22 protein-coding genes and 1 pseudogene are annotated in these 25,374 nt (G+C 67.5%); 14 read left to right on the forward strand and 9 right to left on the reverse strand.

Annotated features, from left to right (window positions below):
* Positions 1–7 precede the first annotated feature (7 nt).
* Positions 8–943 (reverse strand): LysR family transcriptional regulator, encoded by a 936-nt coding sequence (locus tag ACFWF1_RS16240; RefSeq protein WP_379282775.1) that lies wholly within the window; start codon positions 941–943, stop codon positions 8–10.
* Between the two features lie 153 nt (positions 944–1,096).
* Between ACFWF1_RS16240 and ACFWF1_RS16245 the strand changes: the two genes are divergently transcribed.
* The gene (locus ACFWF1_RS16245) at positions 1,097–1,408 is read left to right on the forward strand and encodes an EthD family reductase (RefSeq protein ID WP_379282776.1); all 312 of its coding nucleotides are present in this window, start codon (positions 1,097–1,099) and stop codon (positions 1,406–1,408) included.
* Between the two features lie 74 nt (positions 1,409–1,482).
* Here the strand turns inward: ACFWF1_RS16245 and ACFWF1_RS16250 are convergent, their stop codons facing one another.
* Positions 1,483–2,934, reverse strand: coding sequence for a glycosyltransferase family 39 protein (locus ACFWF1_RS16250; protein WP_379282778.1), 1,452 nt, complete (start codon positions 2,932–2,934; stop codon positions 1,483–1,485).
* 624 nt (positions 2,935–3,558) lie between these two features.
* Here ACFWF1_RS16250 and ACFWF1_RS16255 point away from each other — a divergent pair.
* From ACFWF1_RS16255 to ACFWF1_RS16270, 4 genes are all read left to right on the forward strand, one after another.
* On the forward strand, positions 3,559–4,395 hold the full coding sequence (locus ACFWF1_RS16255) for an SDR family oxidoreductase (protein WP_379282779.1): 837 nt from the start codon (positions 3,559–3,561) through the stop codon (positions 4,393–4,395).
* A gap of 89 nt (positions 4,396–4,484) precedes the next feature.
* Positions 4,485–5,534: a 3-oxoacyl-ACP synthase III family protein gene (locus ACFWF1_RS16260; RefSeq protein ID WP_379282780.1), complete on the forward strand. Its 1,050-nt coding sequence runs from the start codon at positions 4,485–4,487 to the stop codon at positions 5,532–5,534.
* 3 nt (positions 5,535–5,537) lie between these two features.
* The gene (locus tag ACFWF1_RS16265; protein WP_379282781.1) at positions 5,538–6,479 is read left to right on the forward strand and encodes a hypothetical protein; all 942 of its coding nucleotides are present in this window, start codon (positions 5,538–5,540) and stop codon (positions 6,477–6,479) included.
* 229 nt (positions 6,480–6,708) lie between these two features.
* Positions 6,709–8,736, forward strand: coding sequence for a LuxR C-terminal-related transcriptional regulator (locus ACFWF1_RS16270; RefSeq protein WP_379282782.1), 2,028 nt, complete (start codon positions 6,709–6,711; stop codon positions 8,734–8,736).
* 10 nt (positions 8,737–8,746) lie between these two features.
* Here ACFWF1_RS16270 and ACFWF1_RS16275 read toward each other — a convergent pair whose 3' ends face one another.
* From ACFWF1_RS16275 to ACFWF1_RS16285, 3 genes and pseudogenes are all read right to left on the reverse strand, one after another.
* Complete coding sequence (locus ACFWF1_RS16275; protein WP_379282783.1) at positions 8,747–9,964, reverse strand: MFS transporter; 1,218 nt, start codon at positions 9,962–9,964, stop codon at positions 8,747–8,749.
* Between the two features lie 226 nt (positions 9,965–10,190).
* On the reverse strand, positions 10,191–10,886 hold the full coding sequence (locus ACFWF1_RS16280; protein ID WP_379282784.1) for a LysR family substrate-binding domain-containing protein: 696 nt from the start codon (positions 10,884–10,886) through the stop codon (positions 10,191–10,193).
* A gap of 91 nt (positions 10,887–10,977) precedes the next feature.
* Positions 10,978–11,151: pseudogene (locus ACFWF1_RS16285) on the reverse strand (LysR family transcriptional regulator); the annotation flags it as partial.
* A gap of 194 nt (positions 11,152–11,345) precedes the next feature.
* On the opposite strand from ACFWF1_RS16285, the gene ACFWF1_RS16290 reads away from it, so the two are divergent.
* Genes ACFWF1_RS16290 through ACFWF1_RS16305 form a run of 4 tightly spaced genes read left to right on the forward strand, consistent with a single transcriptional unit; the run spans position 11,346 to position 13,643 of the window.
* On the forward strand, positions 11,346–11,792 hold the full coding sequence (locus ACFWF1_RS16290; protein WP_379282785.1) for a DUF4267 domain-containing protein: 447 nt from the start codon (positions 11,346–11,348) through the stop codon (positions 11,790–11,792).
* Positions 11,789–12,289: a DUF1772 domain-containing protein gene (locus ACFWF1_RS16295; RefSeq protein WP_379282786.1), complete on the forward strand. Its 501-nt coding sequence runs from the start codon at positions 11,789–11,791 to the stop codon at positions 12,287–12,289. Before ACFWF1_RS16290 ends, ACFWF1_RS16295 begins: the two co-directional genes overlap by 4 nt.
* Positions 12,286–12,705 (forward strand): DUF2871 domain-containing protein, encoded by a 420-nt coding sequence (locus ACFWF1_RS16300; protein ID WP_379282787.1) that lies wholly within the window; start codon positions 12,286–12,288, stop codon positions 12,703–12,705. Before ACFWF1_RS16295 ends, ACFWF1_RS16300 begins: the two co-directional genes overlap by 4 nt.
* Before the next feature lie 2 nt (positions 12,706–12,707).
* Positions 12,708–13,643: an NADP-dependent oxidoreductase gene (locus ACFWF1_RS16305; protein WP_379282904.1), complete on the forward strand. Its 936-nt coding sequence runs from the start codon at positions 12,708–12,710 to the stop codon at positions 13,641–13,643.
* Positions 13,644–13,698: 55 nt separating this feature from the next.
* Here ACFWF1_RS16305 and ACFWF1_RS16310 read toward each other — a convergent pair whose 3' ends face one another.
* The gene (locus ACFWF1_RS16310; protein ID WP_379282905.1) at positions 13,699–14,688 is read right to left on the reverse strand and encodes a LysR family transcriptional regulator; all 990 of its coding nucleotides are present in this window, start codon (positions 14,686–14,688) and stop codon (positions 13,699–13,701) included.
* A gap of 323 nt (positions 14,689–15,011) precedes the next feature.
* Between ACFWF1_RS16310 and ACFWF1_RS16315 the strand changes: the two genes are divergently transcribed.
* On the forward strand, positions 15,012–16,091 hold the full coding sequence (locus tag ACFWF1_RS16315; RefSeq protein WP_379282788.1) for a transcriptional regulator: 1,080 nt from the start codon (positions 15,012–15,014) through the stop codon (positions 16,089–16,091).
* A gap of 17 nt (positions 16,092–16,108) precedes the next feature.
* On the opposite strand, the gene ACFWF1_RS16320 is transcribed toward ACFWF1_RS16315, so the two are convergent.
* The 3 genes from ACFWF1_RS16320 to ACFWF1_RS16330 all read right to left on the reverse strand — a co-directional run bounded on the left by ACFWF1_RS16320 (position 16,109) and on the right by ACFWF1_RS16330 (position 19,344).
* On the reverse strand, positions 16,109–16,888 hold the full coding sequence (locus tag ACFWF1_RS16320) for a class I SAM-dependent methyltransferase (protein ID WP_379282789.1): 780 nt from the start codon (positions 16,886–16,888) through the stop codon (positions 16,109–16,111).
* A gap of 9 nt (positions 16,889–16,897) precedes the next feature.
* Complete coding sequence (locus ACFWF1_RS16325; RefSeq protein WP_379282790.1) at positions 16,898–17,959, reverse strand: hypothetical protein; 1,062 nt, start codon at positions 17,957–17,959, stop codon at positions 16,898–16,900.
* 185 nt (positions 17,960–18,144) lie between these two features.
* Complete coding sequence (locus tag ACFWF1_RS16330; protein WP_379282791.1) at positions 18,145–19,344, reverse strand: sensor histidine kinase; 1,200 nt, start codon at positions 19,342–19,344, stop codon at positions 18,145–18,147.
* A 742-nt stretch (positions 19,345–20,086) separates the two neighbouring features.
* Here ACFWF1_RS16330 and ACFWF1_RS16335 point away from each other — a divergent pair.
* From ACFWF1_RS16335 to ACFWF1_RS16350, 4 genes are all read left to right on the forward strand, one after another.
* Positions 20,087–20,908 carry a hypothetical protein gene (locus ACFWF1_RS16335; RefSeq protein WP_379322191.1) on the forward strand — a complete coding sequence of 274 codons (822 nt, stop codon included), beginning with the start codon at positions 20,087–20,089 and terminating at the stop codon, positions 20,906–20,908.
* Between the two features lie 541 nt (positions 20,909–21,449).
* Entirely contained in the window at positions 21,450–22,007 is a 558-nt protein-coding gene (locus ACFWF1_RS16340) for a flavoprotein (protein WP_379282793.1), read from the forward strand.
* Between the two features lie 7 nt (positions 22,008–22,014).
* Positions 22,015–24,600, forward strand: a complete 2,586-nt coding sequence (locus ACFWF1_RS16345; protein ID WP_379282794.1) for a hypothetical protein — start codon at positions 22,015–22,017, stop codon at positions 24,598–24,600.
* Positions 24,597–25,370 (forward strand): SDR family NAD(P)-dependent oxidoreductase, encoded by a 774-nt coding sequence (locus ACFWF1_RS16350; protein WP_379282796.1) that lies wholly within the window; start codon positions 24,597–24,599, stop codon positions 25,368–25,370. The genes ACFWF1_RS16345 and ACFWF1_RS16350 overlap by 4 nt, the downstream gene beginning before the upstream one ends.
* Positions 25,371–25,374 lie beyond the last annotated feature (4 nt).

Here is a 25,374-nt window from a genome sequence, read left to right on the forward strand (position 1 = left end):
CGGTGTCCTAGCGTGGCGGAAGTGACTGAGATCGAACCATTTCCACTGAGCACGGCAGCCAGTGTTGTTCGTGTGCCAGGGTTTTGGCGATGGTACGGATGCGGCGGTGGAGTGCTGACTGCTCGCGCGGGAGGACCAGGTGGATCGTCAGGCTGGGTGCGCCTTGCAGGGGACGCCAGGTGAGACCGGCCGGGAGAACCGTGATCGCGGCTTCGCCGGCCGGGGCGAGGGTGCGCCCGTCGTGTAGGTCGCGCTGAGACAGGTCGAAAGAGACTGCGGGGGTGTGGAATTGGGGGTTCGCGTCGCGGAACAGTGCGGCCAGCTGATCGTGGATCGCGGGGTTGGCTGTGCGGTCGGGGAGTCGTAACGGATAGGCGGCCGCGGCGGCGATCTCGATCTCGGGGTGTCCGGCGAGCGGATGGTGTTGTGCCAGTTGGACTCCGGTGCGCTGACGCCGTAGCAGGTACCGGCGTACGTCACGGCCCGGCTGTGCACCGCGGGTGATCCCGGCATCGATGCGGCCGTCGGCGACGGCGGGGGAGATCTCCGGTGTCGTCATCGGGACGGCGCTGACCTCGAGTCCGGGGCTGCTGTGAATGAGCTTGTCTACCAGGGCCGGTGCCGTTTCGGCCCCGGTGCTGAGGCTGTATCCGATGCGCAGCGTGCCCAGTTCGCCGGCTCCCGCGTTCCGGGCGGTGTCCCATGCCCGGTCCAGCGCCGCCAGCGCGGGCGGCGCGGACTCCGCCAAAGCCGCACCGGCCGTGGTCAATACGACGCTGCGGGTGTTACGAACCAGCAGGCTCGTACCGAGTTCGGCCTCCAATCGGCGCATCCGGGCACTGAGTGCGGGTTGTGCGATACCGATCCGGGCGGCCGCGCGGGTGAAGTTCAACTCCTGCGCGAGCACGAGAAAGTACCGCAGGCTCACCGTGTCCGGCGCCATATGCACTCCCTCGATTGATAACGATCCGTTCTGAGTCTATCGCGTCCCGGTCTTTCCCTCGACTACACATCAGGCCCTAACCTGCGCATATGACGATTCAACCGACCGTGGTACCGGACACCGCACGCACACCTGGCGCTGTAGGAGGTAGTCATGCATAGGCTGTTGGTCCTCTACCCCAAGCCTGCCGACCCTGACCACTTCCGCGACTACTACGTGACCAACCACCTGCCGCTGGTCATGAAGTGGCCCGGCCTGCTCGGGTGCCGCTACAGCTTCGACGTGGCGGCGGCCAAGGGAGAGGCGCCGTATTTCGCGGTCTTCGAAGCCGACTTCGAAGACGCCGCCGCCCTGGCCGCGTCGCGGGCGTCGGAGTACGGCCGGCGGGCGGCCGCCGATGTCGTCAACTACGCCACCGGCGGTGTGGTTGTCATCGACTATCCGGTGCGGGACGGCATCGGCTGAGACGCTGTCGGTGCGCTCCGGCACGCGTGGCGCCGAATCCGTTGTCCGCCGGAGGGTCTCGACAATCGCGAGGGTCAGGTCATCTCGAGGTGGCGCAGTTGCGGCCAGAGCTGCTGCCATGATGTACGCCGGTCGCTGCACAGCCATACGGCCTGATCCTCGTCGTCATCGATGAGCTTGCGGCACGACGCGAAGTGGTCGCGGAGTTCATCGGGTGCGGTGCCGATGTAGAGGACGTTGTGGGCCGAATCCGGTGGCGGCGGGAAGTAGCCGTAGCTGCGGTTGGTGCTGAATGCCGCCGGTAGTTCGCCGGGACGTGCGTATACGTCGAGGTATGCGGCGATGATGTAGGACTGGCCCATCACGATGGTGCTGTCGCGGTCCTGGGCGGGTAGCGACTGGTAGGCGGTAACGGTTCGTTGCACGATCGCATGGGGCACATCGGTTTTGGTCGATACCGCGGCGACCGCGAGCAGGCCGGCGGCCGCTGCGATGCTCAGCACGTAGGCGGGCCACACCACCCAGCCGCGGCGGCCACCGGCCAGCCTGCGCTGTTGAAATCCGACTGCACCTGCGGCACACAGTGCTCCGTAGAGCCCGCCGAGATAGTAGGGGCGGCCGTCAGTGATGACGAAGAAGACGTACAGCACCACTGCGGTCATGCCCAGAAAGCGATAGGCGCGCAGTTCCTCGGCGCGCAGCAACCGCCACAACCCGTAGAGCGACAGCACTGTTCCGGCGATGCCCGCCATGACGATCAGCGAGATGGCCACGCCGGGTCGGCCGCCGGCCAGCGCATCCGCCTCCGAGGCGACCACCGCACCCATCCGCAGTTGCGGCCAGCCGTTCCCGGCCTGCCACAGCAGGGTCGGCAGCGCGATGAGCAGGCCGATTCCGGCGCCCAGCCACAGCATCGGGCGGCGCAGCAGCTCTCGTGGACCGACGATCGCTATCGCTACCAGCAGCACCGCGCACAGCAGCAGCACCTGGAATTTGGTCTCGGCGGCGATCCCGGCGACCACGCCGAGCGCGACCAGCAACCGGTCGTCCCGCACGCGAACCCAGCGCACCAGCAGCCAGATGAGCAGCAGCCACTGCACCGGTTCCAGCGTGTAGGGAGTGAGCCAGTGGCCGGTCATGGTCACCCAGAGTGCGGTCGCCTGCGCCGCCGCCGTGAGCGTCTGCGCGCGCCGATCCCCGCCGAGTTCCCTGGCGATGAGGGCCGCGACAACAACCGCGGCCGCCGTCGCCAGCAGCGCGGGCACCCGGATCAGCACCACCGATCCCGGATCGAGCCAATCCAGTACTGCCGCCAGCGCCGGTGCCATCGGCGGCTGGTCGGCGGATCCCCAGTCCAGGTGATTCCGGCCGATCGCCAGCATGTACGCCTCGTCGAACCAGTAGCCGCCGCCGAAACTCCCGATGAAGTGGGCGAGCGCGACCACGGCCGAGATCGCGAGGACCGGCCGTCCCGCGAAGGCGGGAACGACCGGGGTGGCTGGGCGGGACCGCACCGAGAGCTGCATGTTTCGACCTCCGTCGCTGGACCAAGTCACGAAGAGTCTGCCCAGCGACCGCACCCCACCACATCAGCCGCCGCGCCCGGTCTTCGTGCGACTCGAGTAGGACCGCGGCGCGCGAATCTCATCCTTGGTGATGACCGATTCGCCTCGGCGCGGCACGCCGGAAGCACCGGGGAGCGGTGTAGGTAACATCCAGCAAATCTAATTCGATAAGACGTCTGACCGGATTTGATCAACGTTAGGAGAATGCGATGGACGTCAATAATCCCGAAGGCGCGCTCGTCTGGCTTGTCATCCTCTCGCCACTGATCGTCATCGGCGGGGCGTATGCGCTCATCAGCGGAATCGGCCGGGCGTTGGGAATCGGCTGATCGACCGGCCCCGCGTGCCACGCTGTTCGGTCCGGCGTGGTCGATGATGGCGCGCGGGGCATACCCCTATAACCCCCTACCCGCGGCCCCGAGACGTCGCTCGCGGTATCGCTGACGGCGGCCGGGCGCGTCGCATCGGCCGGGCCGGACCTGCGTGTTTCGGCAAATGTTGTTCCTGCGCAGCATGTTTCACGGTCGCGGTGGCGGTCGTCCGGTGCGGCCGACCGGGCGAAATCGTGTGGCAGGGTGAGCGGCTATGAAGACGATCCTGATCACGGGGGCGACATCGGGTATCGGCCTGGCGGCGGCGCGGCAGTGTGCGGCGGGCGGGGATCGGCTGGTGCTCGTCGGGCGGAATCCGCGGAAGCTGGCGGATGCGGCGGCGGCGGTGCGTGCCGCGGGGGCGGGCGGTGTGGACACCCTCGAATGTGACTTCGCGTCACAGGCTTCGATCCGGCAGCTCGCCAAAAGTGTGCTGGCGCAATATGACCGGCTGGATGTGCTGGCCAACAACGCGGGCGGGTACCACAAGGATCGGGTCGAGACCGAGGACGGTATCGAGGCTACGTTCGGGGTCAATCACCTCGGTGGGTTCCTGCTCACCGAGCTGCTCATCGATCTGATGGTGCGCAGTGCCCCTTCGCGTGTGCTGTTCACGTCGTCGGTGCTGCATTTCGGTGCCGGCCTGGATTTCGATGATCTCGGCCTCGAGCGCGGGTATTCGGGTGAGCAGGCCTATAGCCGATCGAAGCTGGCAAATATCCTGTATGCCAGGGCGTTGGCGCGCCGGGTCGAGGGAACCGGGGTGACGGTCAACGCTTTTCATCCCGGTGCGGTGGCCAGCGGGATCTGGGATTCGCTGCCGTGGTTCGGGCAGCCGCTGGTCGCGGTGGCCAAGCGGCTGTTCATGATCTCCGTCGAGGAGGGCGGCCGGGCGCTGAGCTATCTCGCGACCGACCCCGAGGTCGACGCGGTGACCGGCGCCTATTTCCAGAAGAACCGCATCAAGACGCCGTCGCGTCGGGCGCGGGACGACGCGCTCGGGCAGCGGCTGTGCCAGGTGAGCGCGGCCTTGGTAGCGCCCGCCGAATAGCACGGGCTGGGCAGTCAACGACAACGTTGTCGGAATTAGCAAGCGACACAACATGTTTGTCATCGGCTGATCTGCAGAAAGCAGGGGCAATGCAGCGTACGCGTTTCGAGTCGATCGGCTCGTACACTCCGGCAACCATCCGTTCCACCGAGGAGCTGATCGACAGCCTGGCCGTGCCGAGGTCGCTGGACCTGGAGCGGATCACCGGGATCAAGAATCGGCGGGTCTACGACTCGCGTCCGGACCACTATGAATCGTCGTTCGAATTGGCGCTGCGGGCCATCGACGATTGCCTGCGACATTCCGACTACAGCGCGGCCGAGCTCGACATCGTCATCTCGGCCTCCATCACCCGCACCCGTGGCAAGGAAATCTTCTGCTACGCACCGGCATTCGGGCTGATGCTCGGCAATGCGATCGGCGCGACGTCGGCCCGGCATTTCGACGTCTCCAACGCGTGCGCGGGCATGATGACCGGGGTGCTGGTGCTGGATCGGATGATCAAGGCGGGGGTGGTGCGCAACGGGCTGGTGGTGAGCGGCGAACAGATCACGCCGATCGCGGAGACGGCGGTGCGGGAGATCAGCCAGCCGTACGATCCGCAATTCGCGGCACTGACCGTCGGCGACGCGGCGGTGGCCGTGGTGCTCGACGGTCACGGCGACGATCACGACGAAATTCATTACGTGGAGCTGATGACCGCCGCCGAAGGGGCCGAGCATTGCCTCGGTATGCCGAGCGACCGGTCGTCGGGGATCGCGCTCTATACCGACAACCGCGCCATGCAGAACGAGGGCAGGTATCTGCAGGCGATCAAGCGCCTGGACACCTTCCTGCAGGAGACCGGGCGCACCTGGGAGGACGAGAAATACGACTACTGGATCCATCACCAATTCAGCGGGCCGGTCATCGAGTACCTCGGGCACCTGACCGAACAGCATTTCGGCACCCCGATGCCGCAGGCCCTGAATGTGTTGCACGACTTCGGCAATACCGCGTCGACGTCACATTTCCTGGTGCTGCACGAGTATCTCGAGCAGCAGAAGATTCCCCGAGGATCGAAGATCCTCATGATTCCCGCGGCTTCGGGCCTCGTTTCCGGCCATCTAGCCGCGACTATTTCGCGTCTGGAGGCGTAAGCCATGGGTACCACGATTATCGCGGCCGCGACCAACACGGATCTGGACACCGGCAGCTATTTCGAACTGGCCGCCCGCGCGGCCCGCAGTTGCCTGGCCGGCTCGGATGTCTCGGTCGACGAGGTCGGCATGCTGATCAACGTCGGCGTCTTCCGGGACGAGAACATTTCCGAGCCCGCGGTGTCCGCGCTCATCCAGAAGCGGATCGGGCTGGGCCTGGAATACCAGCCCGGCCGGGTGCCCGCGTTCTCCTTCGACCTGATGCACGGCGCCACCGGTCTGCTGCACGCCATCAACACCGCGGAATGCTTCCTGGCCACCGGTGATGTGGAGTACGCGCTGCTGGTGGCGGGGGATACCCATCCGTCCACCAAGCGCTACGTCGCGGGGTTCCCGTACACCGCGGGGGCCGCCGCGCTGCTGCTCGGCAATTCGCCGACGGCGGGCGGGTTCTGTCCGCTGCACAGCAGGGAGACCGGCGGGTCGGCCGAGCCGTCGGCCTGGGTGGACCTGGGTGAGGCCGGCGCGAACGGCCGCTCGGCTATGCGGATTCGGCCCGGCGTGCAGGAGTCGATCGAGCTCGCGGCGGCGGCGGTGCGGGCCTGCATGGCCGACGAGGGCCTCGACGGCGATGATTTCGCCGAGGGGCGAGCGGTGCTGCTCGCGCCGGCCCCGGTGGTGGGATTCGGGGCCGACCTGGCCGAAACTTTGGGACTGCCCATGGAATCGGTGATCGGCGTCGCCCCGGCGGTCGGCGATCCGTACACGGCGGCGCCCGTGCACGCGTATCTGAACGCGCGCGAATCCGGTGTGCTCGACACGGCCGCCTCGGTGCTGTTCCTGGCCGCCGACGGGGCCGCGGCGGCCTGTCTCGCCTACCATCCGCAGTCGGCGGCCGTCGCCACGGTGGGCGCCGGCGGTGCTTTCGGTAGCGAAAGACGTTGATGTTACGGGGATTCCGTCATTCGTGTCGGAAATGTTTCCGCGATCTTGTCGCCTTGATTCGATGACAGGGCGCGGTCGGCGACCTACGCTATGGGCACCGGCTGGATCAATGGGGCGTCCGGTGACGTCCCTGCTGCGACGATGCCGCATTTTCAGCGCACCCGAGCTGCTCTCTTCGATGGTGCCCTTCCCCAGTCGGGTACACCGCATCGACAAAGGGGGCTCGGGTATGTACCGGCAGATCGCAGCGCAGGGCGAGCAGTGGTCGGCCCTCGGCGAATCCGGGGTCGGCCAGGCGATGGCCGTGCTCGGCGGCGCGAGCACGGTCGGCTTGGTCGCCGAACTGCTCGCCGCCGACGAGGCGGCGGTGCGCACGGCCGTCCGGCAGCTCGCCGCCGGGTCGTCCGCGCGGGCGCTGTTCGACGACATCGACCTCGCCGACCGGATCCTGCGTGACACTCCGGCGCAGGTTCGCCGGGAACTGCACGCGCGCGCAGCGAAGCTGTTGCACGACAAAGGCTTTCCGGCGGACACCGTGGCCGATCAGCTGGTCGCGGCCGGCGTCGCCGACGAGCCGTGGGCGGCCGTGGTGCTGCTCACCGCCGCCGCGGCGGCGTTGGCGAACGACCAGATCGACCGGGCGGTGCAACGACTGGAGTTGGCCTACCGTGCGACGCGCGACCCGGCGGAACGCGCCACCATCGCGATCCGCCTGGTCCGGGCCGAATGGCGGCTCAGCCCGTCGAATCGGACGCGGAACTACACCCGGATGCGCGCGGCCGTGCGGGCGGGCCGGGTGCCCGCCGCGGGCTTGCCCGCCGCCGCGATGTTCCTGCTCTGGCACGGTCAGACCCAGCACGCGGATCAGGCGCTCGGACAACTGGATTGCGATCGGATCGACGAAGTGGCACCGAAGGTGGATTTTCTCTGTGCGTGGCTGCGGTCCGCGCATCCGCCGCAGGCGCAGCGTCATCATCGGCTGCTCGCGGCTCGGGCGCGGCGAGGTCTGGCGAACGTGCTGCGACCGTCACCGCACCTACTCGGCGCGGAACTGCTGACGGGGCTGTTCACCGGGCGTCCGCGCGACGAAACAGGCACCCTGGCACAGCGTTTGCTCACCTGCCATCGGCTCGACCCGAGCACCGTGGAAACCCTTGCGGCAGCGGTGCATTGCCTGATCTATACCGACCGGCTCGATACCGCGGCGGCGTGGTGCGACTCGCTGCTGGCCGAGGCCGAGGCGCGGCAGGCGCCGACCTGGCAGTCGATCTTCGCCGCCCTGCGCGCGGAAACCATGCTGCGCAAGGGCAATGCGCGGGCCGCGGCCGAGGACGCGGTGCTCGCGCTGAATCATGTTCCCGCCGAACAACTCGGCGTCTGGATCGGGACACCGGTCGCGGCGCTCGTGCGCGCGTGCACGCTGACCGGCAGGCACGCCGACGCCGAGGCACAGCTACGAAGACCCGTGCCCCGCGCCATGTTCGAGTCACGCTTCGGCCTGCCCTACCTGCACGCGCGGGGTCACCACTACCTGGCCGTCGGCGACGCCGCCGAGGCGCTGCGCACCTTCCGCCGGTGCGGGCACCTGATGCGCCGCTGGCACATGGACTTCGCCTGGCTGGTGCCGTGGCGCAACGATGTCGCCGCGGCGCACCTCGCGCTCGGCGAGGACCAGCACGCGCGCGCCGTCGCGACCCGCCATCTAGAGCTGCTCGGCACCGCGACCCGGCACCGCACCGGCGGCGTATCACTGCGTCTACTCGCCGCGACCGCCGACCGCTACCAGCGGGTCCGGTTGCTGCGCGACGCCGCGGCCATCGCCCGCTCCGGCGGTTGCGACCTCGAATTGGCCACGACCCTGGGCGAACTCGGCGCCGCGCACCGCGCCGTCGGCGACCACGAGAAGGCGCGCCTGCTGATCCGCGAGGCGACCCGGCTCGCCGATTCCTGCGGCGCCGCCCCCCTGCTGCACGACCTGCTCGGCCACCGCCCGCACCACACCGCCCGCCCCGCCCCCCGACTACGCCCGCACCCCAACGGTCTCGACACCCTCAGCCCCGCCGAACGCCGCGTCGCCGACCTGGCCGCCCACGGCAACCGCAACCGCGACATCGCCGCCGCCCTCGACATCACCACCAGCACCGTCGAACAACACCTCACCCGCGTCTACCGCAAACTGGACATCGCCCGCCGCAGCGAACTGACGTTTGTCCTCGGCGACACCCCAACCGGCTCATCCGTTTCTGCCCTCGGCTAGCCCGGGCGGGCTATTGCCGGGTCGGTACTTTCTCGGTGGTCATCGCCCGGACGTCGGGGAGGGCGATAATTGCCAGATTTACCACCGTGACCAGGACCGCCATCGTCAGGAGGGGGGCGGTGTTGCCGGTGACCGCGGCGATGGGGGCGGCGAAAGCCGTGCCGAGGGGGCGGGCGGCCAGTGACAGTAGGACGTCGTAGGAATCCGCGCGAGCCAGGGCGTCGGGTGGGAATTCGCGTTGGATTGTGGTCTGCCACACCGTGTTCAGGAGGCCGACGCCCAGCATCGCGGCACCGTAGGTGATGGCGTCGACCCACACCGGTGACAGCGTCGCGAAGCTGATCATCGGTAAGGCGAACAGGGTGCCGCACAACGAGGTCAGGACGAGCGGGCGTTGTGCTCGTAGCCGTGGTGCGATCAGGGCGCCGAGCACCACCCCGGCCATGCCTGCCTGATAGATCAGTACCCAGGACACCTCGCCGCCGAGCGAGTGCACCGCGATGAGCGGGCCGAGCGTCATGAGTACGCCCGCAGCGAGATTCGAGACGCCGTGCCCGATCAGGTTGGACCAGAACCAGGTTCGGCTGCGTACCTCGAGCCAACCGTCGGCCAGCTGGCGGAAGAACGAGACCGGGTGCTCGACGATCGGGCGCGATGCGAGCCGGAGGCCGCCGAGGGTGCAGGCCGCGAACGCGAACACCGCGGCGGTGACGATGAATGTCCAACCGGGGCCGACGGTTACCGCGAGCACGCCGGCGACGCCGGGCCCGGCGACCAGGGTGACGCCGCGCACCACGCCGAGATAACTGTTGGCCTGCAACCGATGTGCCTGCGGGACCGTCGCGAAGATGAGCGGCGACATCGTCGGGGTGCCGAAGGCGATGCCGATGCCGGTGACCGCGGAGAGAAGCGCTAGATCGGTGATTCGAACTGCGCCGCACAGCAATTCGATGCCGATCCCGAGCTGAGCGAGGCTGCGGGTCAGGTCCGCGGCGAAGGCCACCTTCTGCGGCGGGAAGCGGTCGGCCAGCACCCCGCCGATCGGCAGTAATACCAACTGCGGCAACAACTCCGCCGCGAGGACGAGACCGAGGTCGCCCGCTCTACCGGTGGCGTCGATCACCGCGAGGGTGAGCGCCATCGGCACCAGCGCGGTGGCCAGGAACGACAACGTGCGCCCGAGCATCAACCTACCGAAACCGGGCACCTGCCGCAGCGTTCTGCTCATCGGCACACCTCGCACGCATAGGGCGGGAACGACTCGAGCAAGCGCGGTCGCAACACACTCCTCGTCCCCCTGATTCCGACTGGAAACAATACAAGCGATCCCCCAACCTCGCGGCACCCGAATACGCATGTGACCCGGATCACCAAAGGCGCCGGGACCGACCCGAAGGCGCCCTTCAGCCCCCAACACCAACTGACGGCGCCCTTCGGTCTGGCTGGTTTGGGATCTAGCGGGGTGGGCAGGGTTGACTGTTGGGGGAGGCAGCGGTGAGGAGTTCCGGCGATTGTGTTCCGCGGCAGTCGTTTCGGCTTGTTGCCAGTGCGGCTTCGTTGAAGGCTCTGATGCGGGAGTTCTCCCGGGATTCGCGCCAGATGAGGCGTCCTTCCAGTGGTGGCGCGTCATCGATGGGCAGGTAGGTGATGCGGGGGTGGCTGCGGTAGCAGGAGCCTTCGTCGCCGACGATGAATCCGCCCTCGCCTGCTCCGACGAGGCTGGTGGCCTCCTGAAAAGTGTTGGCGGTCTTGCCGTGCCGGATGATCCTGCCGTCGGGGGTGTGCTTGGGCACTCGGTGCTCGGCGACGGGCGGCGGTGTCGAGTCGGGTGCGCCGATCAGGGTGATGTCGGCCAGATCGTTCAGTGCGACGGAGTCGCGCGCGGCGAGCGGGTGTGCGTTCGGGACGGCGAGCAGCGGAGGCAAGCGCCGCAGTGCCGGGCCGACGCTGAGGCCGGGCCCGGCTACCGGGTGGAATACGAACACCATCTCGACCAGGTCGGCATCCAGGGCGGCCGTGCCTTCGTACAGGGACAGTTCGCGGATGTGGACGTCGGTACCGGGGTGGGTGTCCGCGAGCCGGTCGGCCGCCTCCAGCAAGAAGGTGCTTGCGCCCGCGCCGACGAAGCCGACCTCGAGCACGCCGGACACGCCGCGGCCCGCGGCGGTGGCGCGCTCGACGGCCCGTCGGATCAGGTCGTGGCCGGGGCGCAGGGTCGTCGAGGAACCGCTGGCCGACGGGGGTGAGTGTCACCCGGCGGCTGGTGCGTTCGAACAGCGGGGTGCCGATGCGGCGCTCGAGGGCCTGGATCGTCTGGCTCACCCGTCCGGTCGAGACCTGCAGTCGCTCAGCGGATTTGCCGAAGTGCAACTCCTCGGCCAGCGTCAGGAAGGCCTCGATCTCATACCGCTCCATCGCCACTCCGTCTCGCTCGTACCGGTGCCCGTCGACCCGAGGGCTCCACTTACTACCGCCGCGACGTGCGATTTGTTCCTCCGTCGATCGTTGAGTGGAGGTAAACGTCGGTTGATCAATACGTCATTGTTCCCGGAACTCGCGTTCTGAATCCTTGGTCAGGCAGTTCAACGATCGATTTCTGGAGCACGAGTTTGAATCTCTCTCGCATAGCCACCGCACTCTCGCTGATCGGTGCGGCGTTCATCATCTATGTCGGCATCAGTTATGTGCTCACGCCGTCGACCATGGCCCCGCAGTTCGGCCTGCCCGAGTGGCCGCGCGGGGATGCGGTGGGCTTCTTGAATCTCAAAGGCATCCGCGACATTACGAGCGGGCTGATCATCCTCGCCCTGCTCGCCGCGCGGCAGCGGTTCGCGCTGGGTGTCGCCACGCTGGTGATCGCGCTGAACCCGTTCGGGGATATGTTGACGGTGCTGCACTACGACGGATCGACCGCGACGGCCATCAACGTGCACGGCCTGACCGCAGTCTTGGTCGCGTTCACCGGGGGACTGCTGATCTTCGAGCAGCGCATGCGGCGGATCGGCCACCAAATAGGCAGCGGCGCAACCTCTGTCGCCGATGAGGCAGTGCAGTGAGGGCGGCCCGATCGGTCACGCTGGTCGTGGCGGCGGTTATCACCGGGCTGATGGCGGGGCTGTTCGCGGGGTTCTCCTATGCCGTGATGCCCGGATTGCGGCGCAGCGGCGACGCCGCCTTTGTCGAAGTCATGCAGAACATCAACGTGGCCATCGTGAACCCACTGTTCATGACCTTGTTCATGGGTGGACTGGCCGCCGGACTGGCTGCCGTGGTGGTGAATTGGCGCCCCGGTGATCCGGCGGTCCGGTATTGGGCGATCGCGGGGTTCGCCTGCTACCTGCTGATGTTCGTGATCACCAGCGGCGCGAACGTCCCGCTCAACGACAAGCTGGCGGCCGCGGGTGACCCGGCCCAGATCGCCGACTTGGCCGCTGTGCGTGCGCAATTCGAGGGTCCGTGGGTGGCGTGGAACATCGCCCGCACGGTCGCGAACGTCGGTGCGCTCGTCTGCTTCGCGTTGGCGTTGCTTCGTTTTCGGCGCAGTCAGTCGTGAAGAAGCTCTATTACGCGGCGCACACCTACATGATCGTCGGGGTCGTCAGCGGTCTGTTCTACCGCGAGCTCACCAAGTGGTACGACTTCACCGGCGACACTCAACTCGGGGTGGTGCACACGCACCTGCTCGCCCTCGGGATGCTGTTCCATCTGATCGTGCTGCCGTTGGAGAAGCTGTTCACCCTGAGCACCAGCAAGCTGTTCGACTGGTTCTTCTGGGTCTACAACGCGGGTCTCGCACTGACCGTCGCGGTGATGACCGTGCACGGCATTCAGACCGTCGTCGGCGCCGAGACCAGCGCCGCGATCTCCGGCGTCGCCGGGCTCGGGCACATCGTGCTGACCGTCGGCTTGATTCTGTTCTTCATCAACCTCGGCAAGCGGATCCCGGCGCAACGACAGGGAGCAGCGTGAATATGCATGCTATCGACCAGGATTCGTTCGGTGGACCCGACGTGTTGAAGGTGGTCGAGGTGCATCGGCCCGAGCCGGGGCCCGCCGAGGTGCTCGTTCGAGTGCGGGCGATCGGGGTCAATCCGACTGACCTGTGGCATCGGGCCAGTGGCGGACTGGCGGGCGGGGAGACGCCGATCAGGTTGGGCTGGGATGTATCCGGAGTCGTCGAGGCCGTCGGGCCGGGGGTGACGATCTTCGAGCCCGGTGACGAGGTGTTCGGCCTGCCGCGTCATCCGCAACCGGCGGGCACGTATGCGCAGTACGTCACGTCCCCGGCGCGACATCTGGTGCGCAAGCCGTCCCAGCTGTCGCATGTCGAGGCCGCCGCGTTGCCGCTGGCCGCGCTCACCGCGTGGCAGGCGTTGGTGGACACCGCCGATGTCCAGCCCGGCCAGCGGGTGCTGATTCATGCCGCGGCGGGCGGTGTCGGGCACCTGGCGGTTCAGATCGCCAAGGCGCGCGGTGCCTATGTGATCGGCACCGCGCGGTCCGCCAAGCACGACTTCGTGCGCGGACTGGGCGCCGACGAGGTCATCGACTACACCCGGGTCGATTTCGCCACCGTCGCCCGCGACATCGACGTTGTCCTCGACACGATCGGCGGCGAGTACGGGCCGCGTTCGCTGACCACCCTGCGGGCGGGTGGCGTGCTCGTCTCCCTGGCTTCGCCGACCGAGGCCTACCTGGCCGACGAGGCCCGCCCGCTCGGCCTGCGCGCCGCGTTCCTGATCGTCGAAGCCGACCGAGCGGGCATGCAGCTGATCGCGGCGCTCGTCGAAACCGGGTGCTTGCGTCCACAGATCGACACGGTCCTGCCGCTCGAACGGGCTGCCGAGGCGCACGAGCTCAGCCAGAGCGGACGCGTCGCGGGAAAGATCGTCCTTACCGTCGACTGACCGCACATGGTGCGGCGAGCCATCGAAAAGTGGCTCGCCGCACCATGATTCCGTGCTAGACGACCGGTTCGATGGCTCGTCCGACGTCACGCAGGCAGTACACGCCGCATATGTCATCGACTCGACTGTCCGGCGCGGGGAACAAGGCGTCGATGCGTTGCTCGGCGGCGGTTTCGAGCACCGTTTGCACGAAGGCGGACACCCGGGCAGAGTCCCCGCTGGTCGGCCAGAGCAGGCCGTATTCGATGGGTGGCGCGTCATGGAACGGCACGAATTCGATGCCGGGGCGCGCGTGGTAGCCGCGGCCGCGGAACGCCACGGGGGCGACGCCGCGGCCCGCCGCGACGTGCGAAGGGAATTCGGTCCAGTAGGAGGCGATCGGTCCCTGCGGGATCGGGCGGCCCGATGGTGTGCGGGTGGGGAGATGGAAGTCCAGCCAGTACGGCGGGATGTCGCCGTGCAGCGACACCAGGGGGACGTCCGCGAGATCCTCCAGCGACAGGCTGTCGCGACGCGCGAACGGATGCTGGGCGGGCACCATGAGCGCGCGCGGTTCGGCGAAGATCACCGGGCCGACCGTGAGATCCGGCTCGTCGATGGGGAACTCGCTGAGCTGTAGATCGAAGTGGCCCGAGCGCAGCCCGCCGAGCGGATCACAGAGCTGTATTTCGTGCAGTTCGATCGCGCAGTCAGGATTGCGTTCGCGGAAGGTTTCGGTGGCGAGGCCGAGCAGGTCGGCCACCCACGGGGTGGAGTAGCCGACGCGGAGGGTGCCGGTGACGCCGCGGCCGAACTCGATCGCCCTGGTGATGGCCAGCCGGACGCTCTCGTAGGCGGGCCGCAGCTCGTCCCGGAGCCGTCGTCCGGCGGCGGTGAGCACGACCTGGCGGCTGGTGCGGTCGAACAGCGGTACGCCGACGCGCAGCTCCAGTTTCTTGATCGTCTGGCTGACCCGTCCCGGTGACAACCCGAGCCGTTCCGAGGTCCGTCGGAAGTGCAGCTCCTCGGCCAAGGCCAGGAACGTCTCGATCTCGTAGCGCTCGATGACCCTGTCTCCTCGACTGCGATGGAACGTTTGAGCACACGATCATCGCACGTCAGGCGCGTATTCGAGGATTCGAACCCAGGGCAGGGTGCGGCCTCGGGACCGAGGGGCGGGGCGAGGTTCGCGGGCGAAGGCGCAGAAGATTTCAATCTAGCTCGGCCGCAAGGGCATTCGCAAGGGTCGTGACATGGATGGAACAGCGGTGGCCGCGAGCCGAGCGCTACGTCAGGGTTGTGGGCAATATCGCACTTCGATGGGGGAGGGCGTAGCGGCGCCGAGGCTCGTCGCAGTGCGGCTTCTTCGTCGACGGGGAGAACCGGATAATGACGCTTGATGATCGTGTCGATGTAGCTGGTGCGAGTGGGTGGCTCGCCCAGGTGGCATCGGTTCCGGTGGAGCATGTTCCCGTTGCCTCGATCTCGCCGGGCAACACGCCGCGGGTGAGTACCGGTACGAAGGACGACCATGTCCGGTTGCTCACCGAGGCGCCGACTCCGCTGCCCGCGATCATCGTGCATCGGTCCACGATGCGGGTCATCGATGGGGCGCATCGGCTGGCGGCGGCAACCGAGCTCGGGCACGAGACCATCGCGGTCCGGTTCTTCGACGGCAGCGCGGACGACGCGTTCGTGCTCGCGGTGCAGGCGAATGTGGCGCACGGACTGCCGCTGTCGCTGGCCGAACGCAAGGCGGCCGCGCGCAGGCTGGTCGCGTCGCATCCGCAATGGTCGGACCGGTTGATCGCGGACATCACCGGGCTGTCGCACAAGACCGTCGGCGCGCAGCGACAGCGTTCACCAGGGGAAAATGCCCACCTGAACAGCCGGGTGGGCAAGGACGGCAAGGTGCATCGCCGGGAGGTCGCCGAGGGCAGGGGCGTCGCCGCCGAGATCATCAAGAGCAAGCCGGACGCGTCGCTGCGTGAGATCTCGCGGCTGGCCGGCATCTCGGTCGGCACCGCGAAGGACGTGCGCGACCGCCTGTTTCACGCCGACGCCGCACAGCGATGTCACCAGGCCGGCAGACCGGCCTCGCTCACCCCGAAAAGAACCATGCCCGAACACACTGCCGCCGCGCCTACTTCGCGCAGCGTCGCCGAGCTGGCGGACCGCGTCGGGTTCTCGGCCGCGGCGCCGGTGCAGGAGCTGATCCTGCGCAGCCTGCGCAGCGATCCCGCGCTCCGCTTCACCGACAGGGGCCGGACCCTGCTGCGGCAGTTGACCGCCTCGATCATGGACATCCGGGCCTGGGGGCAGTTGACCACGGATGCGCCGAACCACTGCTTCGACTCGCTCGCGCGGCTCGCCCGCGCCAATGCCAAGTCCTGGCATGAGCTCGCCGACCAACTGGAGAACGATCCCGCGTCCCGGCCGCCTGCCGCGGATGCGCAGCGACTCGGCTGACCGTGTACCGGCGCTCGTTACGTCCGCAACGCGCAGTCGAGCAGCATGAACAGCGGTCGGCGGAAATTCTCGTTCCACCACGGATCTTCGTCGCGCTGCCGCGGCGTCGGGTGCGGTTCGCGCAGGTCGGTGATGACGAACCCGGCCGCGGTGATCATCCGGACAGCGGTCTCGAGCGGGTAGAACCGCTGGACCGAGGCGGCAGGCGACGACCGCCCCGCGACGTCGAATTTCTGCTCGACGGTTCGGCCACCGAAGTAGGAATCGATCGCGATGGGGGCACCGTCGTCGCTCGTGCGGTCGGCGCGGGCGACGTAGAAGCAGGGGTGCATGCCGAGCGCGATCAGCCGGCCGGTCGGCCGCAGCACCCGGGCGAATTCGTGAAATCGCTTGCCGGGGTTCGTGATTCCGTGGGGCAGCCGGTTGGCGATCACCAGGTCGACGCTGCGGTCGGCCAGCGGCAGGGCCGCCACGTCGGCGAGTTGGAAGGTCGCCGTCTCGGGCCGGGCCTCGGGATGTGTCCGCGCCGCGTCGATGAACTCCTCGCAAGTGTCGACGCCCTGCACGTGCGCGGCACCGCGCCGGACGAGTTCGCGAGTGAGATACCCTTCGCCGCAGCCCGCGTCGAGAATTCGCAGCCCGCGGCAATCGCCCACGGTGTCCAGCAGCGCCGGATCGGTGATGCGTTGCTGATACTCGTCCAACCGCCCACGCACGATGTCGATCCAGAACCGCGCGTTCTGGGTGTAGGCGGAGGTCACGCGATCGTCACCCAACATACCGACCCTGTACTCCATGTGGTTTCGCTACGGCATGGACGTCAACAGTTTAGAGATGGCCGCCGCCACACGGCGGTCAGATACCGCCCGGTCCAGGCGATTTCGCAGCTGACGGGCGATTTCGCCGGTGGCGGCGCCGAATAATCGATCGTGCTCGAGCAGTACCGGAATCGCGGACGTCACGAGATAATGGAGGTACGCCTCGTTGCTGCTGGCGATGTCCTTGCTCATCTCGGCTTCGGTGTTGTACAAACCACCCTTGGCGGGCAGCGAGAAATCGGGAGACTGCGGCATATCGGCGTAATACGAAGTCAACGACCACAATTCGTTTCGCCGCAGCAGCACATTCTCGTCCAGGCTGAGCGCGTAGGCGATCGAGGCGTCGATGTCGCCCGAGCGCAGCAGCACACCGATGGTGCCGCTGCGATAGGCGAACGCCGAATTCCGTTCGCGGGCATGGGGAGAGGTGTCGGCGGGGACCGCGCCGGTGAGCTTGGTCAGCTTGTGCACCAGGATGCCGTAACCGACCGTCGTATGCAGCGAGTTGCTGCCGCCGTCGAGGATGTCGATCACCTGCAGGCCCCGCTCGACCAGTGGCGCCATGTCGGCGACCAGCCCGTGCGGTTCGGCCGAGAACAACGCGTCCAGCGCCAGATCCTGGCTGACACCCCAACATCGGGCCAGGTTCGACACCGCGGCGTGCGAGTCGAGCCGCATCATGCTGGATGCGGCCGCGAGTGCGGTCGCGACGTGCTGGGCCGACCGGCCGTCGGTCAGCAGCGCGCCGATCGGTCCGTTGGCGATGTCGAGGCCGGCCTCGTCGCACTCGCGCAGCACACTGCCGAGTCGAGATCCGTAGCTGCGCCTGGTGACGTACTCGGACAGGCCCGGCACCACCGCGACCAGCTGTTGCAACGTCGCGCCGGAGACCCGATCCAGCCATAGTTCGTTGCGCCACAGTCTCGACAGGGTGCTGGCAGGCAGCTTCGACAGGAAGACCACATCGGCCATGCTGAGCATGGCGGACGCGGCGAGCGCGCCCAGCGGTAGCGGCGTGAACAGCAGCGGCTCGTCGGCCGGAAAACTCATATCAGATCCACCACCAGGTGTGCTGTGACGCCGATACGCAGGGATGCACGTTCGAGCGCAAGGGGCCTGTGCAGTCTATGGAAGCTGAGTGGCGGGTAAACGACATTTTGATCTTCTCTTGACAGTGATCCGTTCACGCGGTGGCAGCGCCGCAGACGGAACTCGATGAACAATGGCGACGCTGCCTATCGTGCGCCGACCTGCGGGGTCGTCAGCGGTAGTCGGGCCGCGACCTCCCAGCCGCCGGAGACCGGGCCTGCCGAGATGGCGCCGCCGAGTGCCGTCGCGCGTTCGCGCATGGTGACCAGTCCGCACTGCTGACCGGTCGGCGGGACGGCCAGATTACTCATCAGCCCGGCGGGATTGCGCACCGTGATGTCCAACGTGGTCGGGTGCGCGCACATGTCGATGTCGATCGGCTGGCCCGGCGCGTGTTTCATCGCGTTGGTCAGCGCCTCCTGAACGATCCGGTAGGCCGCCTGGTCGACCGCGCTCGGCAGGGCGACGCCGTCGAGCGCCGAGTGCACGCGCACGATAACCCCTGCGGCACAGGCCTCGTCGACGAGCAGCGGCAGCTGCGCCAGGCGTCGCGGCGCCGCCGGGCCGTCGGCGCTGCCGTCCTCGCTGCCGAGCAGCCCGATCATGGTCCGCATCTCCTGCAGCGCGTGCACGCTTTCCACTCGGATCGAGCCGACGAGATCGGCCATTGCCGCGCCAGGGCTGCGGCGGGCCAGCACGCCGAGCGTCGCCTCGGATTGGATGGCGATCGCGGACAGATGACCGGCGATCACGTCGTGCAGGTCCCGCGCCATGGTCTTGCGCTCTTCGGCGACGGCCGCGCGCCGATCGAGCTCGGCGACCAGGCTCATCGCCCTCGCCCGGATGCGTTCGGCATCGGCGATGGCCTTGTGCGAGGAGACCGTGGTCGCCCACCAGATGGGCGTCGCGACGAACGCGGCCGACAGGGTGGCGACCAGCGCCGCGGTCCGCCATTCGCCCGTAATGACCAGTGTCGCAAGCACTCCCGTGGTCACGGCGGCCGCGCTGACGATCACGACGTACCGCGGCCGGTTGCCGCGTCCGTAGAGCACGGACGCGTAGATCAGGTCCGAATAGAGCAGCCAGATCGGCACCGACGGCGCGAGCAGGAGGTCGACGGTCAACGGACCGAGGCCGCAGACCAGCGCCGTCACCGGTCGGCGGCGCCGGAAGTAGGTGGCCACGCACATCGCCGCGAGCACGGCCAGTCGCTGCGCCAGCGGCGGGTCGGGCGTATCGACGATGGTGTCGAGGTCGGCGAGGTAGAGCAGCAGGCCGAGGGTGAAGCCGAGAACCGAGACCAGTGCGTCCTGTGTCTTCGCCGACAAACTCGACCAATAGCTCACTTGGTCATGACAGCACACTGCGGGGTGGACCCGGGTCCGCCGAAAGTAGGAGGCGGCTCGATCCGATGAAGGAGATACGGGAGCCGGCGGAGGCGATAGGTTCCGGATGGAACCGAAGTGTCGCAGTTGCGGAATAGGTAGGCGAAAATGCGTCATCGTAACACAGGAATGCTGTGGCGGTGCCGGAATCGCCGACAGTGCACCGGTTTTCGGTCGTCAAGTGAAGCGTTGACTTTTCTAAAAGTCGCTGTTTTACTTCCCGTTGGAAACAGCATTGACCTATACGCGGTTGTGGTGTCGGGTAGCGATGAGGGGGGATTCCACCAGGACGGATTTCGCATCGATGTGCCTGCTCGATCCCGGGTTCACTGATGGAACCCGTTGATCTCGAAATTCCGCCGGTCGGCCATATGCGTGCATACCACAGCTGGATGCGGTCGAACTGTGGAACGCGGGCTGCGCTGCGAATTGTGCTGTGGCGGACGATCGTCTCGATGAGCGTACACGTCGGTGCAGGTCGAGTTCAACTGGGACAGGTGGGATCATGATTCACAGTGACGACGGCGATTCTGTACATCTGCGAAAGGGGGAATCCTCTCCTGTGCACGAGTGGCTTTCGCAGGCATCGTCTATTCCCGTCGAAGAAGTTCCGATCGAATTGCTTTTGCCCGGTTGTTCGCCGCGCATCGAAGCAGGAACGAGCGCCGATCATGTTCGGCTGCTCGTCGAAACGGAATCGCCATTGCCCGCCATCATTGTCCACCGCGCGACAATGCGGGTCATCGATGGCGCGCACCGATTACAGGCGGCCCGGGCGCAGGGGCGGGCGACGATCGCGGTCAAATACTTCGACGGCACCGATGATGATGCATTCGCGCTCGCGGTGCAAGCGAATGTCTCGCACGGACTTCCGCTGTCGCTGGCCGAACGCAAAGCGGCCGCGCGCAGGCTGGTCGCGTCACATCCGCAGTGGTCGGACCGGCTGATCGCGAGCGTGATCGGGTTGTCACACAAGACCGTCGGGGCGGAGCGGCGGCGTTCAGGTGGGGAAAGTACCCGGCTGAACACCCGGGTGGGGCGCGACGGCAAGGCCCATCGCCTGACCGTGTCGGAGGGCAGGGAAGTCGCGGTCGAGATCATCAGGAACAACCCGGCGGCGTCACTGCGCGAGATATCGCGCGAGGCAGGCATTTCGGTGGGCACCGCCAAGAGCGTGCGCGATCGGTTGACCAGGCCCGGATGTCAGAACCAAATGGTCGGTCCGCAGCACATTGCGGGAACGGTGAATGCGACCTCGACGCAAGAACTCATCCTGCGCACGCTGCGAAACGACCCGGCGCTCAGATTCAACGACAAGGGGAAGGTGCTGCTGCGCCGCCTCGCCCTGTCCTTCACCGATATCCATGCCCTGCAGCGGCATGCCGCCGAGGCGCCCGGACATACCCGCCTCGCGCTCGCGAAACTGGCCAGGGCCAATGCCAAATCGTGGCTGGATCTGGCCGCCCGGCTGGACAACGGACTGGACCGTGCGCGACCGGATTCGGACGTCGATCGCACCGCGTAGCCGCGGTGTTCAGGCGTCGCGCTGCCCTCAATTCTATGGGCGGGATGCCCACAATTCCTTGGTATTGCCCCGCCGAATTGGCATAGACACCCCCCACTCGGGGGGATATCGGTGAGCTGCGGTAATTCCGAATGACCTGCGATTTCGTGTCCGTTCGGTATTCCGGGCAAAAGGCAAGTGCTCGGAAAGCGTGTGTAAATGGCGGGCCGAACGCCCGGTCGCGCCATTGCCGCATTCGGAATGGCTCTGCTAAAAATATGGCCGGAGCGGAATTACCGACTCCGCCACAAAAGAAACCAAGGAGATCATCATGATCGACGTCACCAACATCGCCGACCTGCACGACATCGACGCCGCGTCGGGCGCTGCGGAGCTGGTTGCCTCCATTTCGTCCAACGGCTGCTGACGCAGGTCTGAGGCTCCGGTGTTCATGTGCTCCGGCACATGAACACCGGCTCCGGCCACACCGATCTATATTTTCTCTATATTTTCCTATCTCCCGGAATTCATTCTTTTGGTTCGGAAAGGCGGGGCTGTCGTCATGCGGCTCATCTTGTTTTCCACAGGGACGCTGAACAGCTGCTTTCTGCCGGTCTGGATCAATTGGATGAAGGCGAATCGGGCCGATGACTCGGTGCGCGTGGTGCTCTCGCAGCAGGCTACAAAGTTCGTCAGCGCACACAGCCTCCACGCACTGTCCGGTTCTCCGGTGGCGATCGACGACTGGGCCGACCCGGTGCTGTGTGCCGAATCGTTCGCACCGCACACCTGGCTCGCCGGACACGACATGATCCTGATCTACCCCGCGACGCTGAACACGTTGTCGCGCATCGCATCCGTCGACGCGTCCACCCCGATGCTGAACGCCGTGCAGTGCACGTCGGCCCGGGTCGTCCTGGTGCCCAATCTGCCGCCCGGCGCCGACCGGGCGCCCGCGGTGCTGGCGCTGCTGGAGACGCTGCGCGAACGGCCGCGCACGGTGGTCGTCGACCCGGTGGCCAGGCCGAGCGCGAGCGTGTCCGAGGACGCGGCGGTGGCGCCGCCGATCTGGGACGTATTCGGCGTCATCGACGCCGAATCGGCCCGGAAGGTGGCTTGAGCGCGCCATGAAGTTCTATCTCGAGACGCTGGCCGACCCGGAATACTTTGCGCCGCTGGAACAGTGGCGGCTCGACGCGGTCCGGCATCCACACCTTGCCGCGATCCCGCACGGTCCGATCGACGGCTACGACCTGCCACCCCAGTGGGGCGTGGTCGACCGAGGACCGTGGACGATCGTCGCGCCGCTCGGGAGCGAGCTGATGCCGCAGGGCTGGAAGGTGCACCTGGCACCCGCCCTGCCCGAGGTGGCCGAGGTGGTCGCCGCGACCGCACGGGTGTGCTTCGAGCGCGGGCTGGCCTTCAAACACCTTGCGCGCCATGAATATGCGTGGGCGCTGAACGGCAAGTACGCGCCGCGCTCGGCCTCCGGGAAGGTCGCGGTCGTCTACCCGGACGCGGACACCGATCTGGACGAGCTGTTCGGCGAACTCCTGCGGGTGTTCGGCGGTTATCGCGGGCCCCGGGTGCTCGGCGACTATCGGCTCGGCGACTCGATCGTGCACACCCGTTACGGTGCGTTCACCGCACGGTACGGCCGCGATGCCGCCGGCGAACCGGTGCTCGCGCTGACCGATGCGGCGGGGGAGCTGGTGCCCGACCGACGCGGTGCGCGCCCCTATACCCCGCCCTTCGCTGAGCGGCCCGCGGCAATCGATGCCGCGTCGACCACGCCGGGCGAACAATCGCAGCGCCCGGTGTACTCCGTGGACAGCGCGTTGCACTCCTCTAACACCGGCGGTGTCTACCGCGCCAAGAACATCGAGACCGGCGATGCCGTAACGCTCAAAGAGGCAAGGCATTTCACCGGCTTCGACGCGGGCCTGCGCAGCGCGGTCGATCGGCTGCAGGCACAGCGCGACAGCATGCGGGCACTGGCCGACACCGGCGTGACGCCGGAGGTGCTCGACTATTTCACCCAGGGGGACAGCGACTTTCTCGCCTACCGCTTCGCGCCGGGGTCGACCCTGCAGGAGTGGTCGGCAGCTCGTAATCCCGCGCTGATCCAGGGACGGCCCGATCAGCCGGTGCCGGTCGAGGCCGCGCGGGCATTCGCCGCGTCGGTTACCGAGCACATCGAGCGGCTGGCCCGTCTCGTCGCCGCCACGCACGACGCGGGCATCATCCTGGTCGACCTGCACCCGGCGAACGTGATCGTCGAACCGAACGGCGAGCTGCGGATCATCGATCTCGAGGCTGCTACCGGGAGCACCGAATCGGCGGCACTGTTCGTCGGTGCGCAGGGCTTCGGCCGGCCCGGCCAGGGTGGCCGCGCCGCCGACGAGTTCGCGCTCGCCGCCACCGAGCTCTACCTATATGTGCCGATGGTGCCGATGGCCTCGTACATCACCGATGGGTTGGCGACGCTGATCGACTTCGCCGCCAACACCTTTCACCTGGCCGCGCAGTGGCGCGCGGGGATGCGCCGCAGGCTCGGCGTTCCCACCGTGCTACCTGCCGCGGAGACGCTCGACGACACCTTCGCCCGCTATATCGACCGGGTCACCGAAACCCTCCGTGACTGTTTCGATTTCGATGATCGGTATCCGATTCCGTGCAGCCCGACCGGCTTCGGTGAGCACGCGCGCTTCGGTATCGAGCACGGTCCGGCGGGCGCGGTATGGGCGCTGTCACGGTCCGGTGCGGTGCCGGATCACGTCGTGACCGGGTACACCACCTGGCTGGAGAAGAACCTCGACCAGTTCGGTGCGCTCGGCAATGGGCTGCTCGACGGCTGGGCGGGCAATGTCATCGTCAGCGCTGAGGTCGGCGCGAACGAGCTGGCCACCCGGCTGATGGACCGATTCCTCAGCACCACTAAGCTTTCCGCCTCGCCGTGGCATTTGCGCGGTGGTCTGGCCGGACAGATCCTGCTCGCGCTGTGGTGGCGGGCCAACGGCGACACCGGCTTCGGTACCGACTGGCTCGAGCGGGCCGCGGACGAACTGGAGCGCCGAGTGCGTGAGCAGCTCGGGTCGACGACCGCGATCACCGGTCTGCTGAACGGACTTTCGGGCGCCGCACTCGCGCTGTTCCGTGCGCACACGGTGCTGGCGAAGCCGAGCTATCTCGATACGGCCCGGGCCGCCATGGACGCGGAGCTGGCCACTTACGTCAGGCATGACGCCGACGACGAACCGTTGCTTTACCACTGGGACGGGAAGATTCGGATGCTCAGCTATCTGGATCGGGGCAACGCCGGACTGATGATCGCCGCCGCCGAGCTCGGCTCGGCCTGGGACATCGACGCGGACACCCGCCGCGCACTGCAACGCGCGGCGTGCAGCCGGGTGGGCGTGCAGCCGGGCCTGTACATCGGGCTGGCGGGTGGTCTCGCCGCGAATGCGGTACTGCGGGAACGCACCGACTGGTTCGACGCGGACTATCTCGACCGATGCAACGAGCAGATCGCGACGAGCATCGCCGCCTTCTCCGGCACCGGTGCGCGCGGATTCCATGTGCCAGGTCAACTGTCGGCCCGCGCCTCGGCCGATTTCGCGACGGGCGCCGCGGGTGTGCTCGCCGCGATGTCGTTCTGGTTGGGGCGCAGCCGGTCCTGGCTGCCCGGTGTCTGCCCGGGGGAGGCGCGGTGAGCGCCCCGGTCGCGGTGGTGACCGGTGGGTCGCGCGGGATCGGCGCCCGGATCTGCGAGCGGTTGGCGGCGGCGGGCTTCGAGGTGCACTTCTGCTATCGCCGTGCGCAACGCCGGGCCGAGGCGACGGTGACCAGGCTGCGCAGGTCTTACCCGGATGCCGTCGTGCATTGCCACCAGGCCGATATCACCGAACCGGCTGCGCTGGCGGAATTCTCGGCGGCGGTCGGCGAAACAGGTTGTGCGGTAACCACACTCGTGCTCAACGCGTCCGGCGGTATGGAGCACGACGCCCCACCCGGATACGCGGATGCGGTGAACGGCGACGCACAGGTGGCGGTGCTCGAGGCCTTCGCCCCGCTGCTGCGGCCCGGTGCCTCCGTGATCTATCTGACCAGCGTGCAATCCCACGGCTTCGGCACCATCGACGAATTCGACAGCTACTACGCCATCGCGCGGAGCAAGCACCGCGGTGAACAGCTGGTCGGCCGCTGGACCAACGGCCGGGCCATCGCCTTGACGACCGTGGTCAGCGACATGGTCGAAGGCACCCCGGCGGCCCTGCTGATGGATCTGCGCGAGCCGGCGGCGTCCGAGGATCGCCGCCGCGCGGCGCTGCGCTCGGGTGCGGCCCTGCCGACGGTGGATGCCGTCGCCGGGCAGGTCGAGCGCGCCGTGCTCGCGCACCGCGCGCCGGGCAGCTGGGTCGACTACGTGGCGGGCGGCGCGGTCATCGAAACATTCGGTACGACAACCGGATCCGGTAGGTAGGAAG

Origin of the sequence: Nocardia sp. NPDC060255, assembly GCF_042727395.1 — a bacterium.
Lineage (GTDB): Bacteria > Actinomycetota > Actinomycetes > Mycobacteriales > Mycobacteriaceae > Nocardia.